At 61.1% G+C, this 17,785-nt stretch carries 16 protein-coding genes; 4 read left to right on the top strand and 12 right to left on the bottom strand.

Annotated features, from left to right (window positions below; genetic code table 11):
* From ACYVGC_RS04970 to ACYVGC_RS04920, 11 genes are all read right to left on the bottom strand, one after another.
* Positions 1–357, bottom strand: coding sequence for a hypothetical protein (locus tag ACYVGC_RS04970; protein ID WP_460582685.1), 357 nt, complete (start codon positions 355–357; stop codon positions 1–3).
* A 30-nt stretch (positions 358–387) separates the two neighbouring features.
* On the bottom strand, positions 388–1,395 hold the full coding sequence (locus ACYVGC_RS04965) for an SDR family oxidoreductase (protein WP_460582684.1): 1,008 nt from the start codon (positions 1,393–1,395) through the stop codon (positions 388–390).
* A 128-nt stretch (positions 1,396–1,523) separates the two neighbouring features.
* Entirely contained in the window at positions 1,524–2,579 is a 1,056-nt protein-coding gene (rfbB, locus tag ACYVGC_RS04960; RefSeq protein WP_460582683.1) for a dTDP-glucose 4,6-dehydratase, read from the bottom strand.
* Between the two features lie 91 nt (positions 2,580–2,670).
* Positions 2,671–3,693 carry an NAD-dependent epimerase/dehydratase family protein gene (galE, locus tag ACYVGC_RS04955; protein WP_460582682.1) on the bottom strand — a complete coding sequence of 341 codons (1,023 nt, stop codon included), beginning with the start codon at positions 3,691–3,693 and terminating at the stop codon, positions 2,671–2,673.
* A 100-nt stretch (positions 3,694–3,793) separates the two neighbouring features.
* Positions 3,794–5,095 carry a nucleotide sugar dehydrogenase gene (locus tag ACYVGC_RS04950; protein ID WP_460582681.1) on the bottom strand — a complete coding sequence of 434 codons (1,302 nt, stop codon included), beginning with the start codon at positions 5,093–5,095 and terminating at the stop codon, positions 3,794–3,796.
* A gap of 76 nt (positions 5,096–5,171) precedes the next feature.
* Positions 5,172–5,771, bottom strand: a complete 600-nt coding sequence (locus tag ACYVGC_RS04945) for an acyltransferase (protein WP_460582680.1) — start codon at positions 5,769–5,771, stop codon at positions 5,172–5,174.
* Between the two features lie 76 nt (positions 5,772–5,847).
* Entirely contained in the window at positions 5,848–7,233 is a 1,386-nt protein-coding gene (locus ACYVGC_RS04940; protein ID WP_460582679.1) for a hypothetical protein, read from the bottom strand.
* A gap of 54 nt (positions 7,234–7,287) precedes the next feature.
* The gene (locus tag ACYVGC_RS04935) at positions 7,288–8,244 is read right to left on the bottom strand and encodes a glycosyltransferase family 2 protein (protein ID WP_460582678.1); all 957 of its coding nucleotides are present in this window, start codon (positions 8,242–8,244) and stop codon (positions 7,288–7,290) included.
* A 60-nt stretch (positions 8,245–8,304) separates the two neighbouring features.
* Complete coding sequence (locus ACYVGC_RS04930; protein ID WP_460582677.1) at positions 8,305–9,921, bottom strand: glycosyltransferase family 39 protein; 1,617 nt, start codon at positions 9,919–9,921, stop codon at positions 8,305–8,307.
* Positions 9,922–9,961: 40 nt separating this feature from the next.
* Positions 9,962–11,263 (bottom strand): hypothetical protein, encoded by a 1,302-nt coding sequence (locus tag ACYVGC_RS04925; protein WP_460582676.1) that lies wholly within the window; start codon positions 11,261–11,263, stop codon positions 9,962–9,964.
* Between the two features lie 72 nt (positions 11,264–11,335).
* Entirely contained in the window at positions 11,336–12,874 is a 1,539-nt protein-coding gene (locus ACYVGC_RS04920; RefSeq protein ID WP_460582675.1) for an ArnT family glycosyltransferase, read from the bottom strand.
* Between the two features lie 286 nt (positions 12,875–13,160).
* Here ACYVGC_RS04920 and ACYVGC_RS04915 point away from each other — a divergent pair, with 286 nt between their 5' ends.
* Positions 13,161–14,738, top strand: coding sequence for a glycosyltransferase family 39 protein (locus tag ACYVGC_RS04915; protein ID WP_460582674.1), 1,578 nt, complete (start codon positions 13,161–13,163; stop codon positions 14,736–14,738).
* Between the two features lie 107 nt (positions 14,739–14,845).
* Complete coding sequence (locus tag ACYVGC_RS04910) at positions 14,846–15,382, top strand: carbohydrate binding domain-containing protein (protein WP_460582673.1); 537 nt, start codon at positions 14,846–14,848, stop codon at positions 15,380–15,382.
* A gap of 149 nt (positions 15,383–15,531) precedes the next feature.
* On the opposite strand, the gene ACYVGC_RS04905 is transcribed toward ACYVGC_RS04910, so the two are convergent.
* Entirely contained in the window at positions 15,532–16,257 is a 726-nt protein-coding gene (locus tag ACYVGC_RS04905; RefSeq protein WP_460582672.1) for a glycosyltransferase family 2 protein, read from the bottom strand.
* 179 nt (positions 16,258–16,436) lie between these two features.
* Between ACYVGC_RS04905 and ACYVGC_RS04900 the strand changes: the two genes are divergently transcribed.
* Both ACYVGC_RS04900 and ACYVGC_RS04895 read left to right on the top strand, forming a co-directional pair.
* The gene (locus tag ACYVGC_RS04900) at positions 16,437–16,964 is read left to right on the top strand and encodes a 3-hydroxyanthranilate 3,4-dioxygenase (protein ID WP_460582671.1); all 528 of its coding nucleotides are present in this window, start codon (positions 16,437–16,439) and stop codon (positions 16,962–16,964) included.
* 146 nt (positions 16,965–17,110) lie between these two features.
* Entirely contained in the window at positions 17,111–17,782 is a 672-nt protein-coding gene (locus tag ACYVGC_RS04895; protein WP_460582670.1) for a class I SAM-dependent methyltransferase, read from the top strand.
* Positions 17,783–17,785: the final 3 nt, after the last annotated feature.

Genomic DNA, 17,785 nt, shown 5'->3' with positions numbered 1-17,785 from the left:
TCAGCCGCTTATCACCGCCAGCAGTTTATCAAATGATTGTTTTATGACCAGCGGCCGCTCGGCTTTGTAGGCCGGGTCCGGGTCTAAATCGTCAATAGTAGCCAGCCACTCAGCTAGGACAATATCCCGGCAAGTAGCAACTAATTGAGGCGTGAGGGCGGCACTGGAATAGTACTTTCCTAGCAAGGTCAATATTTCCACTGCCACCATGCACTCCACCCACCCATCTTCGTCAGCTTCGGCCAATGAGGGGTTTCCGACGATAGCCGTTAGCTTTTCAACCAGCGGCTGGCAGATGGTGGCCAGGTAATCTAAGGCGTGGTCGTTGCCGAAATTATCACTTCCCCAAGTTCCCATACCAATTTAGCCTAAGTAACTACTAAGCAATTAATTGCGCTCAGCAATAAAGTCCTGGTTGGCTTTAAACCAGCTCAGCGTTTGCTGCAAGCCCTCCCGAATGCGCACCTGCGGAGCGTAGCCGAGCCGGGTTTCGGCCTTGGTAATGTCGGCCAGCGAATCGCGGATGTCGCCGGCGCGGTTGGGGCCAAACTTGGGCTCTAGGGTCGAGTGGGCTTCTTCGCGCAGGATGTCGTACATCTGCACCAGCGAGGTCCGGTCGCCCACAGCAATGTTGTAGACCTGGCCCAGCGCCTCGGGGTTGGTGGTGAGCGCGGCCCGCATGTTGGCCTGCACGCAGTTGGCCACGAAGGTGAAGTCGCGGGTTTGGCCGCCGTCGCCGTTCAAAGTAGGCGCGTTTTCCTCCAGAATTGCGTCGATAAATAGCGGAATAACCGCGGCATATGCCCCACCAGGGTCCTGGCGCGGGCCGAAGATGTTGAAGTAGCGCAGGCCGATAATCTCCATGCCGTAGGTGCGAGCAAACACGTCGGCGTACAGCTCGTTGGCGTACTTAGTCACGGCGTAGGGCGAGAGTGGCTTGCCAATGCGGTCCTCCACCTTGGGCAGGCCGGGGTGGTCGCCGTAGGTCGAGGACGAGGCCGCGTACACGAAGCGCTTCACGCCGGCCTCCTTGGCGGCAAACAGGACTTTCACGAAGCCGCCCACGTTCACCTCATCGGTCGTAACGGGGTCGTTGATGGAGCGCGGCACCGAGCCCAGCGCCGCCTGGTGCAGCACCACGTCCATGCCCTGCACGGCACGCGCGCAGGCCTCTCGGTCACGGATATCGCCTTCCTGCACCTCCAGCGCCGCGTGGCCCTCAAACAGGCGCAGGTTTTTGCGGAAGCCGTTGGAGAAGTTATCCAGCACCCGCACTTTTTTGGCACCGTGCTTCAACAGGTATTCTACCAGGTTGGAGCCGATGAAGCCGGCCCCGCCGGTTACCAGAAAGTTGAGCTCGCCCAGTGGCTGGTCGGTGAAAGGAGTTTCGTACATCGTGGGAGTATTCAATCAGAACGTCATGCTGACGAAGGAAGCATCTCTACTGCGTAACTAATCATTATCGATGCAACGAAGCGGTAGAGATGCTTCCTTCGTCAGCATGACGTTCTCAAAACAAGATATTAGCGGCCCGCGTACTGCTTGGCGTTGTAGTCCTGGTAGGTGCCGCTGGTCACGTTGTCCAGCCACTCCTGGTTGGCGAGGTACCAGTCAACCGTTTGGCTGAGGCCCTGCTCGAAAGTCACGCTCGGCTTCCAGCCCAGCTCGTTCATGATTTTGCTCGAGTCGATGGCGTAGCGCATGTCGTGGCCGGCGCGGTCGGTTACGAACGTGATGAGCTGGCGCGAGGTGCCGGCGGGCTGGCCGGTTTTCTCGTCCACCACATCGCACAGCAGCTCAATAAGTTTGAGGTTCTGCCACTCGTTTACGCCGCCGATATTGTAGGTGTCGCCCAGCTTGCCGTTGTGAAACACCGCGTCGATGGCCGTGGCGTGGTCTTTTACAAAAAGCCAGTCGCGCACGTTCTCACCTTTGCCGTACACGGGCACTTTCTGGCCGGTGCGCAGGCGGTGAATGGCCAGCGGAATCAGCTTCTCGGGGAAGTGGTTAGGGCCGTAGTTGTTCGAGCAGTTGCTGAGCTTGATGGGCAGGCCGTAGGTGTGGTGCCAGGCGCGCACAAAGTGGTCGGAGCTGGCCTTCGACGCCGAGTAGGGCGAGCGCGGGTCGTACGACGTTTCCTCGGTAAACATCTCGGGGCCAAAGTCCAGCGAGCCGTACACCTCATCGGTAGACACGTGGTAAAACGTGTGGCCTTCAAAGCCTTTGGGCTTCCACAGGTTCTTGGCGGCGTTGAGCAGATTTACCGTGCCAATCACGTTGGTTTTCACAAACGCCATGGGGTCGGTGATGCTGCGGTCCACGTGGCTTTCGGCGGCGAGGTGAATCACGGCATCCGGCTCTTCGTTGGCAAACAGCTGGTCGATAAACGACTGGTCGGCAATGTCACCCTTGATAAACTGGTAGTTAGCCGCGTTTTCGATGTCGCGCAGGTTCTCCAGGTTGCCCGCGTAGGTAAGAGCATCGAGGTTGAGAATCTGGTACGCGGGGTACTTATTGACGAACAGACGCACCACGTGCGAACCGATAAAGCCGGCACCACCGGTGATGAGGATTTTCATGGATGTGCGGTAAGCTTCAGCTTGCCGTTATAAATTCCAAATAAGTTAATGCATTAGTAATCAATTAGCTGCACACACGGCAAGCTAAAGCTTACCGCACAAGCGTAAGCTGCCATTTCCAGGAGCTGGCCAGCGAGTCGAAGAGCGAAGTACTTGTTTTAAAGCCCAGTACCTCAGCTGCTTTGGTGGCATCGGCGTAGATGGCGGGCACGTCGCCGGGGCGGCGGGGGCCGATGGCGTAGTTGAGCTTTTGGCCGGTGGCCTGCTCAAAGGTTTGCACTACTTCGAGCACCGAGTTGCCGTGGCCGGTACCCACGTTGAAGGTTTCGACGGTATCGCTGGCTTTGCGGTCGAGCAGGCGCTGCACGGCGGCGATGTGCGCCTGGGCCAGGTCCACCACGTGGATGTAGTCGCGCACGTTGGTGCCGTCCACGGTGTCGTAGTCGTTGCCGAAAATGGTCAGCTTTTCGCGAATGCCGGCGGCCGTTTGCGTGATGAAAGGCACCAGGTTGTTGGGCGTGCCCAAGGGCAGCTCACCAATTTTGGCTGACTCGTGCGCCCCGATGGGGTTGAAGTAGCGCAACAAGATGGTGTACAGCTTATTACCGGGGGCAGCGGCCAGGTCGTGCACAATGTCTTCGCACATTTGCTTGGTGCGGCCGTAGGGCGACGACGCGGGCTTGGTGGGCGTGGCCTCCGTCACGGGCAGCGCATCGGGCACGCCATACACCGTGCAGGACGACGAAAACACAAGACTCTCTACGCCAAACTCGGGTAGCACTTCCAGCAGCGTCAGCAGCGAGCCCACGTTGTTCTGAAAGTATTTGAGTGGCTGGGCCACCGACTCACCCACCGCTTTAAAAGCCGCGAAGTGAATGACACCCTGCACGTTGCCTTCCTGCTTGAGCACCCCACGCAGCGCCTCGGCGTCGCCGCAGTCGATGCGGTGGCACGGCACGTCGCGGCCCAAAATAGCGCGCAAGCCCGCCAACACCGACTCCTGCGAGTTGCTGAAGTTGTCGATAATAACCGGCTCGTAGCCCGCCTGGGCCAGCTCAACCACGGTGTGGGAGCCGATGTAGCCGGCCCCGCCAGTAACCAGAATCTTTTTCATAGTGATTAATTTTTTAATGATTAATAGTTAATGGCTGACAATCAACACTCCTTCTTACAGGTTACGTTAACCATTGACCATTAGTAGATTAACCATTACCCTATAGGCTCCAGTAATGCAGCTCCTGCATGGGCTTGGCCCGGTAGAGGCCTTTGATATCGACCAGCACGGCGTTGTCGGCGGTGATGGACTGGAAGTACGCCTCGTCCTTATCAACGTAAGGTAAGTGACTGACGGCCACAATCACAGCATCATAATCGGTGCGGATTTTGTCGGCTGGCGTGAGGCGGAAACCGTATTCGTGGTGCAGCTCGTTGGAGTCGGCGTGCGGGTCCACGATGTCCACGTTCACGGAGAAGTTTTTCAGCTCCTGAATGACGTCGGCCACCTTGGAATTGCGGATATCCTCCACGTTTTCCTTGAAGGTAGCGCCCATCACGAGCACGCGGCTTTTGGCCACGTCCTTGCCGCGTTTAATCATCATCTGCACCGTTTTGCGGGCGATGTAGGCCCCCATGTTATCATTGGTGGTGCGGCCGCTCAGGATAACTTTGGCGTCGTAGCCCAGCTCTTTGGCCTTGTAGGTCAGGTAGTACGGGTCTACGCCGATACAGTGGCCGCCCACCAGGCCGGGGCTGAACTTGAGGAAGTTCCACTTGGTACCGGCCGCTTCGAGCACTTCGTAGGTGTTGATGTTCATGCGGTCGAAAATCATCGACAGCTCGTTCATGAGCGCAATGTTGACGTCGCGCTGGGTGTTTTCGATAATTTTGGCAGCCTCGGCCACCCGGATGCTGCTGGCGCGGTGCACGCCGGCATCCACCACCAGCTCATACACTTTGGCAACGGTGTCGAGGCTTTCGGCGTCGCAGCCGCTCACCACCTTCACAATGCGGCGCAGCGTGTGCTCTTTGTCGCCGGGGTTAATGCGCTCGGGCGAGTAACCAACTTTGAAATCACCTTTCTCAAAGCTCAGGCCCGAGAACTTCTCCATCACCGGAATGCAGTCTTCCTCGGTGCAGCCAGGATACACGGTGCTCTCAAACACCACGTAATCACCCTTTTTCAGCACCTTGCCTACCGAGCCCGAGGCTCCGAGCAGCGGCCGCAGGTCGGGCTGGGCGTGCTCATCGATGGGCGTGGGCACGGCCACGATGAAGAACTGCGCCTCGCGCAACACGTCCAGCGAATCGGTGAAGGTGATGTCGCAGCCGTCGAACGCCGCGCCGTCGAGCTCGCCGCTGGGGTCTTGGTGGTTGCGCATCATCTCCACCCGGCCGGCGTTGATGTCGAAGCCGATAACCGAGAGTTGCTTGGCAAATTCGAGGGCGATGGGCAGGCCCACGTAGCCGAGGCCAATCACGGCCAGCTTGGCTTCTTTGCGGAGGAGTTCGTCGTACACTTCGTTTTTAATTATGAGTTATGAATTATGAATTATGAGTTGACGCTGAGTGGCTTATAAAGCTGAGCACACCGAGCTAATCCATAATTAACACTGTTTTTTTATCGGGACTCAATTGGTAGTTCTCACCGCTTTCGGGGCAGGTGGCGCGGCCAGCTTCATCAAACGTGAGGCGGTGGCCGTGGGCGCTCAGCCAGCCGTGCTGCCGCGCGGGGTTGCCATATACCAAGGCAAAAGCGGGCACATTCTTGGTCACCACACTACCCGCACCCACAAATGCGTAGCGCCCCAGCCGGATGCCGCAGACAAGCGTGGCATTGGCCCCGATGCTGGCACCGCGCGCTAAGTGAGTGGGTTGGTAGTGGCCCTCACCGCGGCGCGGCACGGCGGCGCGCGGATTTTTGACGTTGGTAAATACCACCGAGGGGCCCAGGAAAACGTCGTCTTCGCACACCACGCCGCCGTAGAGGCTCACGTTGTTTTGCACCTTCACGTTGCAACCCAGCGTTACGCCGTCGGCCACAAACACGTTTTGGCCCAGCGAGCAGTTTTCGCCCAGTACAGCGCCCGCCGCCAGGTGGCAGAAGTGCCAGATGCGGCTGCCGGCCCCCACGCGGCAGCCCGCGTCGAGCACGGCAGTAGGATGGGCGTAAAAGTCGGCTGCGGGTTCGGCCACGGGGCGGGGTACGGTTTTGCGCTCGCAAAGGTAACAGGCTAAGCGGGGTTAGGCCACCTAGCCAGTATCGGGCCACTTAGGGCGCGGGCGGGCCGATGAGCAGCAGGCGCGCGCCTTCGGTAGCAGTTTCGCCCGCCCAAATGGCCCGGATGGTTTCGGCCTGGCCAGCCTCGGTGGCCAGGTACCAGCCCTGCGGATAAGTGGCCAGCGACACGCCCCGCGCCCCGGCCGGCTGAAAGTAAGTGTCGGGGTCGAGCTGCCGGATGCGGGCCTGGGCGTAAATCAGCCAACGGCTGCGATAAGCCGAAGGCTGGTTACCATACCACGATATTTCATCGCGGCCCCACACGGTGGGCCATTGCCCCGGCTGGTCGGGCGTGCCGGTGGGGCCATTGTCAAACTCGGCCTGGGCAGGCAGGTGGCGGCACAGCCAGCCGCCCGGCGCCCGCCCGCCCTTGCTGCGGCAAAAAATAGCCCCTGTGGGCCGGGCTTCGGGGTCTACGGCCAGGTAGGCGGCGTGGGTGCCCGCGCGCAGGGTATCGGCCTCGAAGGGCCGCAACGGGCACGAGTGAAAGTCGAACAGTAGCTGCCGGAGCGAATCGGGCAGCGGGGCGGCCGGGTTGGGGTCGTAGTACTCGCCGTGGGTATGGGCATCGCAGAGCACGAAGCCCCGGTTGCGGGTGCGGGCGTAGCGGCGCACCCGTTGCAGCAGGCTCCAGGCGGCGCGGTGGCCGGGGTCACGGTCGCCGAGCAGCATAATCTGGCCAAAATGCAGGGCCTCGCAACCCGCATTGAGCTGTAATACGGCGCAGTAGTAGTACCAGAGCTGGGTTTCGGAGCGGCTCAGGTCGGGCACGCCGGGGGCCTGGCCGGGGGGGCGCCCATCCCAGCGGTAGTGGTGGGTGTCGGTGGCCGCGTAATAATCGGGGTACATCATCTCCGCGAAGCGGAAATGGCGGCTTGGCGCGGCCAGGGTGTCCTCCCCAAACTCGGTGCGCAGGCGGTTGGGCACGGTCAGGTTGCTGACGTGGGGCTCTATTATTTCAAAAATGCAGCCTTGCACCACAATATCCGGCTTCAACGCGTGCAGTCGTTTCGCGTTAACGCGCACTGTATCAACAATATTCCGCACGACTTCGTCTGACGATGGCGTGGCCCACCAGCCGCCCTGCCGCCCGGCCAGGCGCATACCCGCTGTGGTAGCCCAACGCATCAGGGCCATGCGCCGCGCCATGGTCAGGTTGGGGGCATTGAGCACGGGCACTGAGAGCGAGCGCGCCAGGTAGTACCGCACCATTGCCTCCGATACGGGGGCCAGTGTGTCGGCCGGCGCGGCGGGGCGAGCCGCACCCGAGTAGGCTATTAGGCTGAGTACCAGACAACCTAGCGCTGCCCAAATGCGGGGTAGCCCCCACCCTGCCCACCGCCCGGCAGCCTGCACCTTTTTCACTTGATACCGCATAACCTGCTGTTTTTAGCCCGTAAACGCCGAAAACTGCCGGCCAGTGCGCAGCTGCTAGGCCAGGGGCCGCATGGGTGGCGCGGGCAGATTGCCCTCCGAAACGATGTAGAGGGGGCGCTGGCGCACGTTGGCCCCGAGGCGCGCCAGGTACTCGCCAATGATACCGATGGCAATCAGCTGCACCCCACCCAGAAACAAGATGCTCACCATCAGCGAGGCCCAGCCCGGCTGGTACTGCCGCACCACAAACCGCTCGTAGAGGGTGTAGAGAATGACGACGAAGGCCAGGCCCGACACGAAAAAGCCGCCCACGGTGGCCGCCTTCAGCGGCACGTCGGAGAAGGCCGTGATGCCGTCGAGGGCAAAGCGCAGCATCTTGGAATAGGTGTAGCCCGTGACGCCGCCGGCCCGCTCGGCGCGGTCGTACTCCAGGAACGTCTGGCGGTAGCCAATCCAGGAAATCTGGCCGCGCAAAAACTTGTTTTGCTCGGGCATCTGGCGCAGGGCCAGCACCACTTTGCGCGAGATAATGCGAAAATCGCCGGTATCGACCGGAATCTCAACGTGCGTCATGGCCCGTAATATTCGATAGAACAGCTTGGCCGTCATCTTCTTAGCCACGCTTTCGCCCTGGCGCGAGCGGCGCTTGGCGTATACCACCTCGTAGCCTTCGCGCAGCTTGGCGTAGAGGCCCGGAATCAGCTCGGGGGGGTCTTGCAGGTCGGCATCGATAATAACCACCGCATCGCCTTCGGCCCGGTCGAGGCCAGCCGTGACGGCAATCTGGTGGCCAAAATTGCGGCTGAAGCTAAGATAGCGCACGTGGCCGGGGTCGTGCTCGGCCAGCTGCATTAGCTGCGGCAGGGATGCATCGCGCGAGCCGTCGTTGACGAAAATAAGCTCGTAGCCGCCGGGCAGCGCCATGGGGGCCAGCAGGGCCGACAGCCGGCGGTGCAGCTCGCCAATGTTGGCTTCTTCGTTGTAGATGGGAATAACTACGGATAAGTCCATGCGGGTGCAAATAAACGAAAGGGCGGGTGGGAAGGCCGCCGCAGACTGGGCGGTGGGCCACTACTGACCAGCAGCAGCGGCCTTGACAACGCCAACCTCCCAGGCGTCGTTGGTAAAAATCACTTGTCGGGGCAGGCTGCCGTACTCGTTCTTGCGCGACAGGTAACCGTAGGCGCGGCCGGGCGGCAGCTCGGCGGCGGTGAACGCGTACCGGCCAAAGCGCCGCACCTGGTAGGTACCTCCGCTAACCTGCACCTTTACCTCGCGCTGAAACTGAGCCGGGGGATAGCGCAAATAAAACAAGGCGTAGACGTAGGGCAGGGGAATCTGGTCGGTGATGCGCACCTGGTCGAGGCCCCACATGCCCTCTACCGCGCCAAAGGCTTCGGCCAGGCCGTCGTTGAACTGTGCTTTGATGGGGCCATTGGGGTACTCGGTGAAATAGTACCGCACCGCCAGCCCGCCTTCCAGCAGCACCCAGGCCACTACGGCCAGGCGCAGGGCCGGCCGGGGCACACTGGGCAAAAAGCTATTGATGGTTAAGGAGATAGCCCAAACGGCCAGCGCCATGCACGGCAGATAAAAGTGATTGAACCGGTTGACGTTCAATTCTACCGTGCAAAACAAACCGAGCGCAGCCAGGCCCCAAGCCCCAAAGATGGTCAGCACGAGGCTGGCCGGCGAGCCAAACGCCCGGCCCCGCCGCCGCACGAGCTTCCAGCCGCCCACTACCCCGCCCACCAGCCCCCAGGGCAGCGTGAGGCTGAGGAGCAGCTTGTAGCCGGGCAGGAGGTTGTAGCACGTGCTATCGTCGAAGCTGCTCAGCAAAAAGCCCATGTTCTGCCCCACGATGTCAGTCCAGTGCGTGCCGGCCAGCTGGCTGATGCGCGTGGCGGGCAGCAGGGGCGTGGCAAAAAAGAGCCCATCGGTCCAGGCCAAGTTGCGGGCCACCACGTAGTTCTCCACAAAAAACAGCAAAAAGGGGCTGGCTACCAACCCGAAAAGAACCAGCGCCAGCAGCCAGCTCTGCCACTGCCGCCGCAGGTGGCCGAAGCCCAGCAGCGCCACCACGGCAAACATGCCCGGCAGCACCACCACCGTAGTACCGTAGGCGTAGAGGCTGAGCGCAAACGGCAGCAGGCAGGGCACAATCCAGCGCCGCCGCCCGGTGAGGAAGGCCCGCGACAGGCAAAAGCAGCCCAGCAGCATAAAAAACGGCACTAGATTACTTTCTAAGGCCCAGCGCGAAAGCATAAAATGCCAGGGGGCCAGCGCCAGCAGCAGCGTGCCCAGCAGCGCCGGAAAGCGCCCCACCGGCCGCAGGCTGAGAAAAAACAGCGGCAGCGTGAGCAGCCCCAGCACCAGCGGCACCAGCCGGGCCGAAAAAATATTCAGCCCCACCGCCTTGATTACGGGCACCGTGAGGTAGGCCAGCAGCACGTTCTGGCCGCTGCCCCAGGCCGGAAAATAGGCCGGCAGGGTGTTGCCCCACTTATCCTGGCCCGTTTCGGCCAGCGCGTAGGCCTCGTAGGCGCTGGCGGCTTCGTCTTGGTTGAAGCCGGGCGGATTGTGCGCAAGCTGCGCTACGCGCACGCCCCCGCCCAGCAGCAGCACCAAAGCCAGGAGCACCACCTGCCAGGAAGCTTGGGTAGTCAGGCGGAACCAAGCTTGTTTCATAAATTACTAACAATCAATATTTTATACTATAATTAGCCTTTCACCCAACGGTCTCCGGCGTGGTGAGCACCGGCCGCACCGCCGGGGGCCAAGCCCCCAGTTGCCCGGTGCGCCAGGGAGCCCGCCGGTATATCTTTAGGAGCACCAGCAGGATGGTTAGCCCAAACAAGCAGGCAATAAACCACTGCTGAAAGACCAGCGTGCCGTAGTTGAGCAGCTGCAAGTGGCGCAGAATGTTTTCCAGGTTGAGGAAGTAGGCCACCGATACCAGCACGTAGGGCAGGTAATCGCGGCGTAGAAAGCCATAGGCGGCCAAAAAAAGCACTGCCGCGTGCCAGTAGCGCTCGTGCATCTGGGTATTGAAAAAGGCAAACAGCAGCGGCACAATGCCGCAACTGAGCAGCACCAGCGGCATATCAGGGGCCGCTGGCCGGGCTCCGGTGCGGGGCACGCGCAAGCCTCGCACGGCCGCCATAAAAAGCGGCCATAGAGCCAGCGCCGAGGTGGCAAAGAAGAGCAGCAGCCCCCAATGGCGGTACGTGAGCCCCGCAAAAGGCAGCGTGTCGAGGGCAACCAACAGCTCACTATCGGGTATGAACAGGTACCAGAAGTTGTAGGCGTTCATCGAAATTTTGGGGTACATCTCGGCCGCGTTCAGGTTGATGGCGATAATGCGCGGCAGGCCGTTTTCCCACCCGCCCCAGATGAAGGGCGCCAGCACCAGTACGGCCAGCCCCGTGCCCGCCAGCGCGGCCCACACCAGGCCCCACGGGCGATGCCACCACTGCGGAGCCCACAGCAGCAGCAGCGGCGGCAAAAATATGATAGCCTGGGTTTTAGCTGCTAGGGCAAGCACAAAAAGCATAGCGCTGCCCACTGGGTGCCGCCGGGCGGCCAGCACCACCGCCCCAAATGCGAAGAAGGTGTAGATACTGTCTACCTGAATCCAAATCAGGGTGTTGTAGAGGTAGCCGATGTTGAAGAGCAGCAGCAGGGCCAGGCCAAAGCGCCGCTCGCGCTCCGGCACCAGCGAGGCGGCCCAAAACGCGCCGGCAAAATCAAAAATCAGCGTGAAGCCTTTCAAAAACCGGAAGTAGTACTGCACCTTTTCCAGGCTCCCCAGCAGGGCATCATACAGCCACAAGATGTAGTGGTAGAGGGGGTTATAGTTGTTGCTTTCCAGCTGATAAATATTACTGAGGCCGTGCTCGAAAATGTAGCTGCTCCAGGCGAGCCAGTAATTTCCATCGCCTTCGTTGCCCGCACGGGGCACCAGCAGCAGCAGCAGCACAAAAAGCAGACAAGCGTACGTCAGCTGCTGGCGAAGCGAAAAGGCACCCATTGTAACTAAAAATTATAGCGATTGGCAGACTTGTTTTAATTCGGCGGGCGCGATTTGCCCAGCGGCCCGGCACTACTTGGCGCGGGGCAGCAGCAGCACAGTTTGGCAGGGCGCTTCTTCGTGCAGCGGCACCAGGCGAAAAGTAGAGTCCAGCCGCGCCCGGAAGTCGGGGTTGCAAACGACCACGACCGAGCCCGGTGCCAGGGTGCGGGCCGTGGCACCAGGGCGGTTGTTGAGGCTGACACCCTGGGCCTGGTACGCAATCTGGTAGTAGCCCAGCATCCCGTTGTAGTTGCCTTCGTAGAGCACGGTCAGCTCCTTGAGCTGCGGCTGCGCCTGCACAACGGCCCCCAGGTAGTGGCCCAGGTAGCCATCGGGGCCGTTGCCGTAATTGCTGTGGCGCTCCCCGATAATCTGCTCCATAATAGCCTGGTAGGGCAGAAAAAACACGCCCAGCACCAGCGCCAGTTGCAAGGCACGGCCTTGCCAGCGGCGTAGCCAGGGCAGATAGAGCCCCATCAGGTCTTGGTAAAAAATGGCGAGGCCCAGCCCCACCAGTAGGGCCAGCGCCGGGTACAGGGGCGCGTCGTACCAGTCGTGCCGGCTGGCCGAAGCGCTCACCATTACCAGCCAGCCACCGCTAAACGAGGCCAGCAGCCACATGGCGCGCCGCACCAGCCCCGTGGCCCGCCACAGGCCCAGGGCCAGCGCCGGCCCAATGGCCCACAGCCACGGCGCAAGCGTGGTTTTCTGCATACTGCGCAGGTAGTAGTACCACGCGCTGCTATCGCCCTGATTCTCGAGGAATCTTCCACCTAAGTCATTGTATTTCACGGCTTTCCAATAGCCCGGGTCCAGCACCTCGCGGCCGGCATAGTACCCGATGATGATGGCCGCCCCCAGGCCCGCCGCCGCGTAGAGGCGCGGCTGGCGCAGCAGCCACAGCAGCTTACGCTGCCCCAGCGCATACAATACCAACCCCGGAATACCCAGCAGGCCCGCCGCGCTTTTGGTGAGCACGGCCGCCGTGAGGGCGGCGGCCAGCCAGTAGAGGTAGCGCGGCCGGCCATTTTCCAGGTATTGGAAAAAGCACGCCCATCCAATGGTTTCCCACAGCGTGAGCAGCGCGTCGTAGTCGCCGGTGCGCGCAACGTGCAGCTTCACAAACCCTGCGCAGGTGAGCAGCACCAGGGCCCCAAAAAAGCCGCCCAGTGACTGCCGCAGCACCCGCGCCCCAAAGCGGAACACGAGGAACACCGTGCCCACCGCGGCCAGGGCCGTAGGCAGGCGCAGGGCCCAGGTCGAATAGCCAAACAGCTTGATACCCAAGGCCTGCAGCCAGATGAGCAGCGGGGGCTTGGTGTTCCAGTGGTCGGGTTCCGGGCCGTAGTGGGGCACCAGCCAGTGGCCGTTAATTACCACATCGGCCGCGTTGAGGGCCAGGCGCGACTCATCCCAAAACTGCACTGGGTTGCGCCCCAACTCAAATAAAAGCGGAAAAAAAGCCAGTACCGCGAGCGCGAGCAGCAGTTGATTTTCGGACTGACTGCCCCACCGCCGCAGGCGGGCGGCGGCGGTAGCGGGCGGCTCCATAGTAGTGGGGCTGGGCATAAAACAAGCAAGGCGGAATAAAGCAGCGACGCGTAAAAGTAGCCGCTGCTTTTCGGCGCAAAGGACTGGCAATGGGGTAGTACCACCAACCGGGCTGGCGCAAAGATAGCCGGCCCGGTAGCCCGGCCCGAGCCCCGCCGCCCAGCCCGCCCCCGGCCGCCCCGGCCAGCGCGTATATCGGGCGGCGGCTACCTTCGGGGTTAGGCAGGCCACTTACCCGGCGCAGTTGGTGCTTCTATCCAATTGAGCTACCGGTAGTTGCGGGCCCGTTTGCTTTCCGATTATCATGCTTCCTTCTGCCTTTAGCACTACCCCCGCCGCTGACCGCCGCTACCGGCGGCTGGCGGGCATATTTTTTCTGGTAGTAGTGGCAGTGTATTACTGGCCTTCGCTGGGCTGGCTGCCGCGGGGCATTCACGAGTGGGCGCAGGCCGACCGGCTGGCCCTGGCCATTAGCTTCTACGACCACGGGCTGCACCTGCTGCGGCCCCAAACCCTGAGCCTGTCTTCGATTGATGGCGTGGTGGGGGTCGAGTTTCCGCTGCTGCCCTACCTGGCGGCGCTGGCGGCCAAGGTAGTGGGCCGGGCGGCGCTAGTGCCGCTCTACCGGCTGCTCACCATCACCACGGCCTGGCTGGCCTACTACTACCTGTTTCGGCTGGTGTTTGAGCGTACCCGGCAGTTTGCCGCCGCGCTGTTGCCGGGGGTTTTTCTGGCCGCTTCGCCCGTGTTTGCTTACTACGCCGGCAATTTTTTGCCCGACCCGGCCAGCGCCGCGCTCGTGGTGGTGGCTACGTATTACCTGCTGCGCTACCAGCCGGGCCAGCACTTTGGGGGCCTGGCCGGGGCCATTGCCCTTTTCACGCTGGCAGCCCTCATCAAAGTATCGGCCGCCATTTACCTAGTGGCGGCGCTGGGCACTTTTTTACTGTGGGGGTATTTGCAGCCGGCCATTTTTACGCTGCGGCAGCGCTGGCTCCTGCTGTTGCTGGCCGGGGCCAGCCTGAGCACCATAATAGGTTACACGCTTTATAATCAGCATCTTAACGAAATATACCAGTCGGGACTTTTTCTGGCCAAGGCCCGGCCATTCGAGTCGGCCGCCGAATACGATGCCGTGGTGCAGCGCATCCGGGATTCGTGGAGCCGGGAGTATTTTGTGCCGTTTCAGTACCAGCTGCTGCTGGCCAGCGCGCTGGTGTGCCTGCTGAGCGTGGGCCGCATCCTGCGCACCGAGTGGGTGTGGGCGGTGCAGCTGGGGTTGGCGGTGGTGGGCAGCGCGCTGTTTTTTTGGCTGATGGGGGCGCAGTTTTTCCACCACGACTACTACGTGCTGGCCTCGTTCTGGCCGGGGTTGGTACTGCTGGTGGCCCTGGCCACCAGCCAGCTGGCGCTGCGGCTGGCCGGCTCACCCCGCTTGTTGCGCCACGTGCTGTTTGGGGCGGCGGTGCTGGGGCTACTCGTCACTGGCCTGCGGCAGTATCGCACCCGCATGGCCGACCCCTACCTGGGATTTAGTGACTACTACACCTACCGCTGGATGCAGGGTGGGGCCGCGCAGCTGGCCGCCGCCAGGGTGCCAGCCCAGGCTACTGTTCTGGTCATTGGGGAAGAGGCGCCCAACCTGAGCCTGGTGTATTTTGACCGGCGCGGCTTGGTCTGGAACCCCGACCGCAGCCAACTACCCACCAGCGCGGTGCTGCAAAAAATGACGGAGGTCGGCCTCGACTACCTGATTATGCGCCAAGCGGTTTTTCAGGAGGTAGCGCGCCGCAACCAAAACCTGGATGCCGACTTCCGCCCGCTCATCAGCACCGAGCAGTACGTGGTGCTCCAGCGCCGCCACGCACCCCGGCACTGGTAGCAAGTGCCACTGCCCAACGCACCTACTTCCGACCACTGCCCTAAAGGCCCTAGTTTTACGTTGGTTTTCAGCGCTTATTTTCCACCTCTTTCCCTACTTTCTACTGCATGAAACAACTCCTGCTCGCCCTAGCCAGCGCAGCCAGCCTGAGCGCCTGCTCAAGCAACAACTCGGCAGCCCCGCTGGGTAAAGATGTGCTGATGCACAACGATTTTGAGTCGATGGCGGGCTGGATACCCGACCCCGTGGCCCTCACGCGCGACAAGGCCCACTCGGGCAATTACAGCATCAAGGTTGACCAGGACCATGAGTACAGCATGGGCTACAACTACTTGCTGGGCCAGCTCAGCCCCACCCGCCTGCGGGGGGTGCGGCTTGATGCGTGGGCCTACGCGCCCAACAAAGAGGTTACTGCGCAGCTACGGCTGGCCCTCAACGACGCCGTGGGCGGCAAGCCCATTATGGTGGAAGGCATTGATTACAGCGCCGCCACAAAAGACCCTGGTAAGTGGGTGAAAATCAGCAAGGAGTTTAATTTTCCGGCCAGTGCCAACTACTCCAACCAGCTGGTGGTGTACCTGTGGCGCGGCGGCACAAGCGGCACTGCCTACGTCGATGACGTGCAGATTACGGCCCTGCGCTAGGCGCGCAGCCAGCCGCTAGCTAGCAGCGCGGGCTCGCGGACGGGCAGTCGTTAAAAGAGGAATAATTAGGCGATAAAATTATGATAATCATAATTTTATCGCCTAATTATTCCTCTTTACTTTTTTTCTAAACTGGTTCTATCGGCTACCTACTGGCCCAGCAGCCCGTACTTGCCAATGCAGTAGAGCGCCCGAAAGCCATCGCGCCAGCCTATTTTTTTGCCCTCGGCGTAAGTGCGGCCGTAGTAGCTGATGCCCACTTCGTAGAGGCGCACGCCCGGCACGCGGGCTATTTTGGCCGTAACTTCGGGCTCGAAGCCAAAGCGCTTTTCCTCCAGGCGCAGGCCTTGCAGCAGGTCGCGCCGAAAGAGCTTGTAGCACGTTTCCATGTCGGTGAGGTTGAGGTCGGTCACCATATTCGACAAAAACGTGAGCACGGCGTTGCCGATGCTGTGCCAGAAAAACAGAATGCGGTGCGGCTGCCCGCCCATAAAGCGCGAGCCGTACACCACGTCGGCAAAGCCCTTGAGCACGGGCTTGAGCAGCAGGTTGTACTCCTCGGGGTCGTATTCGAGGTCGGCATCCTGCACGATGATGTAGTCGCCGGTGGCCTCCCGGATGCCCGTGTGCAGGGCCGCGCCTTTGCCCTGGTTGGTGGCGTGGCGCAGCAGGCGCAGCCGAAAAGCGGGGTAGCGGGCGGCGTAGGCCTCAATCACGGCCACCGAATTATCAGTCGAGCAGTCGTCCACCACCAGCAGCTCCTTGCCGATGCCGTTTACCAGCGTCAGCTCGCGTAACAGGTCCAGAATCTGGTGCACCGTGCGCGCCTCGTTGTACACGGGCATGACGATGGAGAGCGTATCGAACTTGACCAAGGCGAAAAACGAAGGCGGCGGCGAGGCCGCGCGGGTTGAAGCCCCAAAACTAGCCCCCGCACCGCCTGCGCGCCGCCGCCGGGCCCCAGGCGGCGGCGGCGCTTACTTTTGCCGGGTCGGGCTGGCTGCTTTTCGGAGGCCCGACCGGCTTTTCTCCACGTCTTTTTCCACTCGTCGCCATGCCCATCGCCCGCCCCTTCAATTTTCAGCAGTGGATTGCCGAGCACCGCCACCTGCTCAAGCCACCGGTTGGTAACCAACAGATTTTCAAGGACAACAAGGACTTCATTGTGATGGTGGTGGGCGGCCCCAACGCCCGCAAAGACTACCATGTGGACGAGGGCGAGGAGCTGTTCTTCCAGCAGGAAGGCACCATGACGGTCAAGATTATCGAGGACGGCCAGCCCGTAGATATCGAAATAAAGGCCGGCGAAATGTTTCTGCTGCCGCCTGGCGTGCCCCACTCGCCGCGCCGCCCGGCCGGCACCGTGGGCCTGGTGCTGGAGCGCTACCGCCAGCCCGGCGAGCTCGACGGCTTCCAGTGGTACTGTGAAAACTGCGGCCATCAGCTCTACGAGGAGTACGCCGAGATTACCGACATCGTGGCCCAGCTGCCGCCCATCATGAACCGCTTTTGGGCCAACGATGACCTGCGCACCTGCAAAGTGTGCGGCACCTACATGGCCGCGCCGGCTGCGGTGTCTTAACAAGCTAAGAAAGAACGTCATGCAGACCGTAGGGAAGCATCTCGTATGGGGCATTACTCTCAATCGTTCCACGAAGCGAGCGAGATGCTTCCCAGCGTTCTGCATGACGTTCTTTTCAAATTTCCACCTATCCCTACCCCCCAGCTATGACCCGGCTATTCGAAAAGCTTGCCTCTAAAAACCTCACCTTCAACCATGTGTGTGAGGTGGGCGTTTACATTCCCGAAACATCCAACATCATCGATTTTGTGCAGCAGGGCACGCGGGCTACGCTAGTGGAGGCTGACCCCGATGTGGCCGCCAAAGTAAAGGCCACCTTTGCGCCCTACAATGCCCAGGTGCACGCCGTGGCCGTGTGGGACACCAACGGCACGCTCAAGCTGTCGCGGGCCGCCTCGTCCACGTTTGCCACCGAGCTACCCACCAGCCCGGCCCTCGAAAACGACCGCTACCGCATCAGCGAAGAAAACACGTTTGAGGTGCCGTGCGTGCAGTTTTCGACCATTGATGACGGTACCATCGACCTACTGAGCATCGACATTGAGGGCGGCGAGTGGTACGTGCTCAAGCACTTGCGCAGCCGCCCGAAGGTGCTCAGCATTGAAACCCACGGCAAGTATTACACCAACCCGTTTCTCACCGAGATAACTACCTGGCTGACAGCCAATAGCTACGAGCTGTGGTATAAGGATGGCAGCGACAGCGTGTATATCAAGCAGGGTTTGTTTGCCGTGGGCCTGGCCGATGAGTTGGAAACCAAGCAGGCCGAGCTGCTGACTGGCTGGAAAAAGATGAAGCGCATTTTCAAGAAAAAATAGCCG

It is taken from the genome of Hymenobacter arcticus (genome assembly GCF_054779975.1).
The sequence above is the reverse complement of the archived record's forward strand: the minus strand, read 5'-3'. Positions and strand labels throughout refer to the sequence as shown.

What these genes read in the sequence shown, in the direction of transcription:
- ACYVGC_RS04915 (WP_460582674.1), top strand. Translation starts at nt 13,161, where the DNA reads ATGCTTCCTTCTGCCTTTAGCACTACCCCCGCCGCTGACCGCCGCTAC.
- ACYVGC_RS04920 (WP_460582675.1), bottom strand. Translation starts at nt 12,874, where the DNA reads ATGCCCAGCCCCACTACTATGGAGCCGCCCGCTACCGCCGCCGCCCGC.
- ACYVGC_RS04930 (WP_460582677.1), bottom strand. Translation starts at nt 9,921, where the DNA reads ATGAAACAAGCTTGGTTCCGCCTGACTACCCAAGCTTCCTGGCAGGTG.
- ACYVGC_RS04895 (WP_460582670.1), top strand. Translation starts at nt 17,111, where the DNA reads ATGACCCGGCTATTCGAAAAGCTTGCCTCTAAAAACCTCACCTTCAAC.
- ACYVGC_RS04900 (WP_460582671.1), top strand. Translation starts at nt 16,437, where the DNA reads ATGCCCATCGCCCGCCCCTTCAATTTTCAGCAGTGGATTGCCGAGCAC.
- ACYVGC_RS04935 (WP_460582678.1), bottom strand. Translation starts at nt 8,244, where the DNA reads ATGGACTTATCCGTAGTTATTCCCATCTACAACGAAGAAGCCAACATT.
- ACYVGC_RS04925 (WP_460582676.1), bottom strand. Translation starts at nt 11,263, where the DNA reads ATGGGTGCCTTTTCGCTTCGCCAGCAGCTGACGTACGCTTGTCTGCTT.
- ACYVGC_RS04970 (WP_460582685.1), bottom strand. Translation starts at nt 357, where the DNA reads ATGGGAACTTGGGGAAGTGATAATTTCGGCAACGACCACGCCTTAGAT.
- rfbB (WP_460582683.1), bottom strand. Translation starts at nt 2,579, where the DNA reads ATGAAAATCCTCATCACCGGTGGTGCCGGCTTTATCGGTTCGCACGTG.
- ACYVGC_RS04965 (WP_460582684.1), bottom strand. Translation starts at nt 1,395, where the DNA reads ATGTACGAAACTCCTTTCACCGACCAGCCACTGGGCGAGCTCAACTTT.
- ACYVGC_RS04940 (WP_460582679.1), bottom strand. Translation starts at nt 7,233, where the DNA reads ATGCGGTATCAAGTGAAAAAGGTGCAGGCTGCCGGGCGGTGGGCAGGG.
- ACYVGC_RS04910 (WP_460582673.1), top strand. Translation starts at nt 14,846, where the DNA reads ATGAAACAACTCCTGCTCGCCCTAGCCAGCGCAGCCAGCCTGAGCGCC.
- galE (WP_460582682.1), bottom strand. Translation starts at nt 3,693, where the DNA reads ATGAAAAAGATTCTGGTTACTGGCGGGGCCGGCTACATCGGCTCCCAC.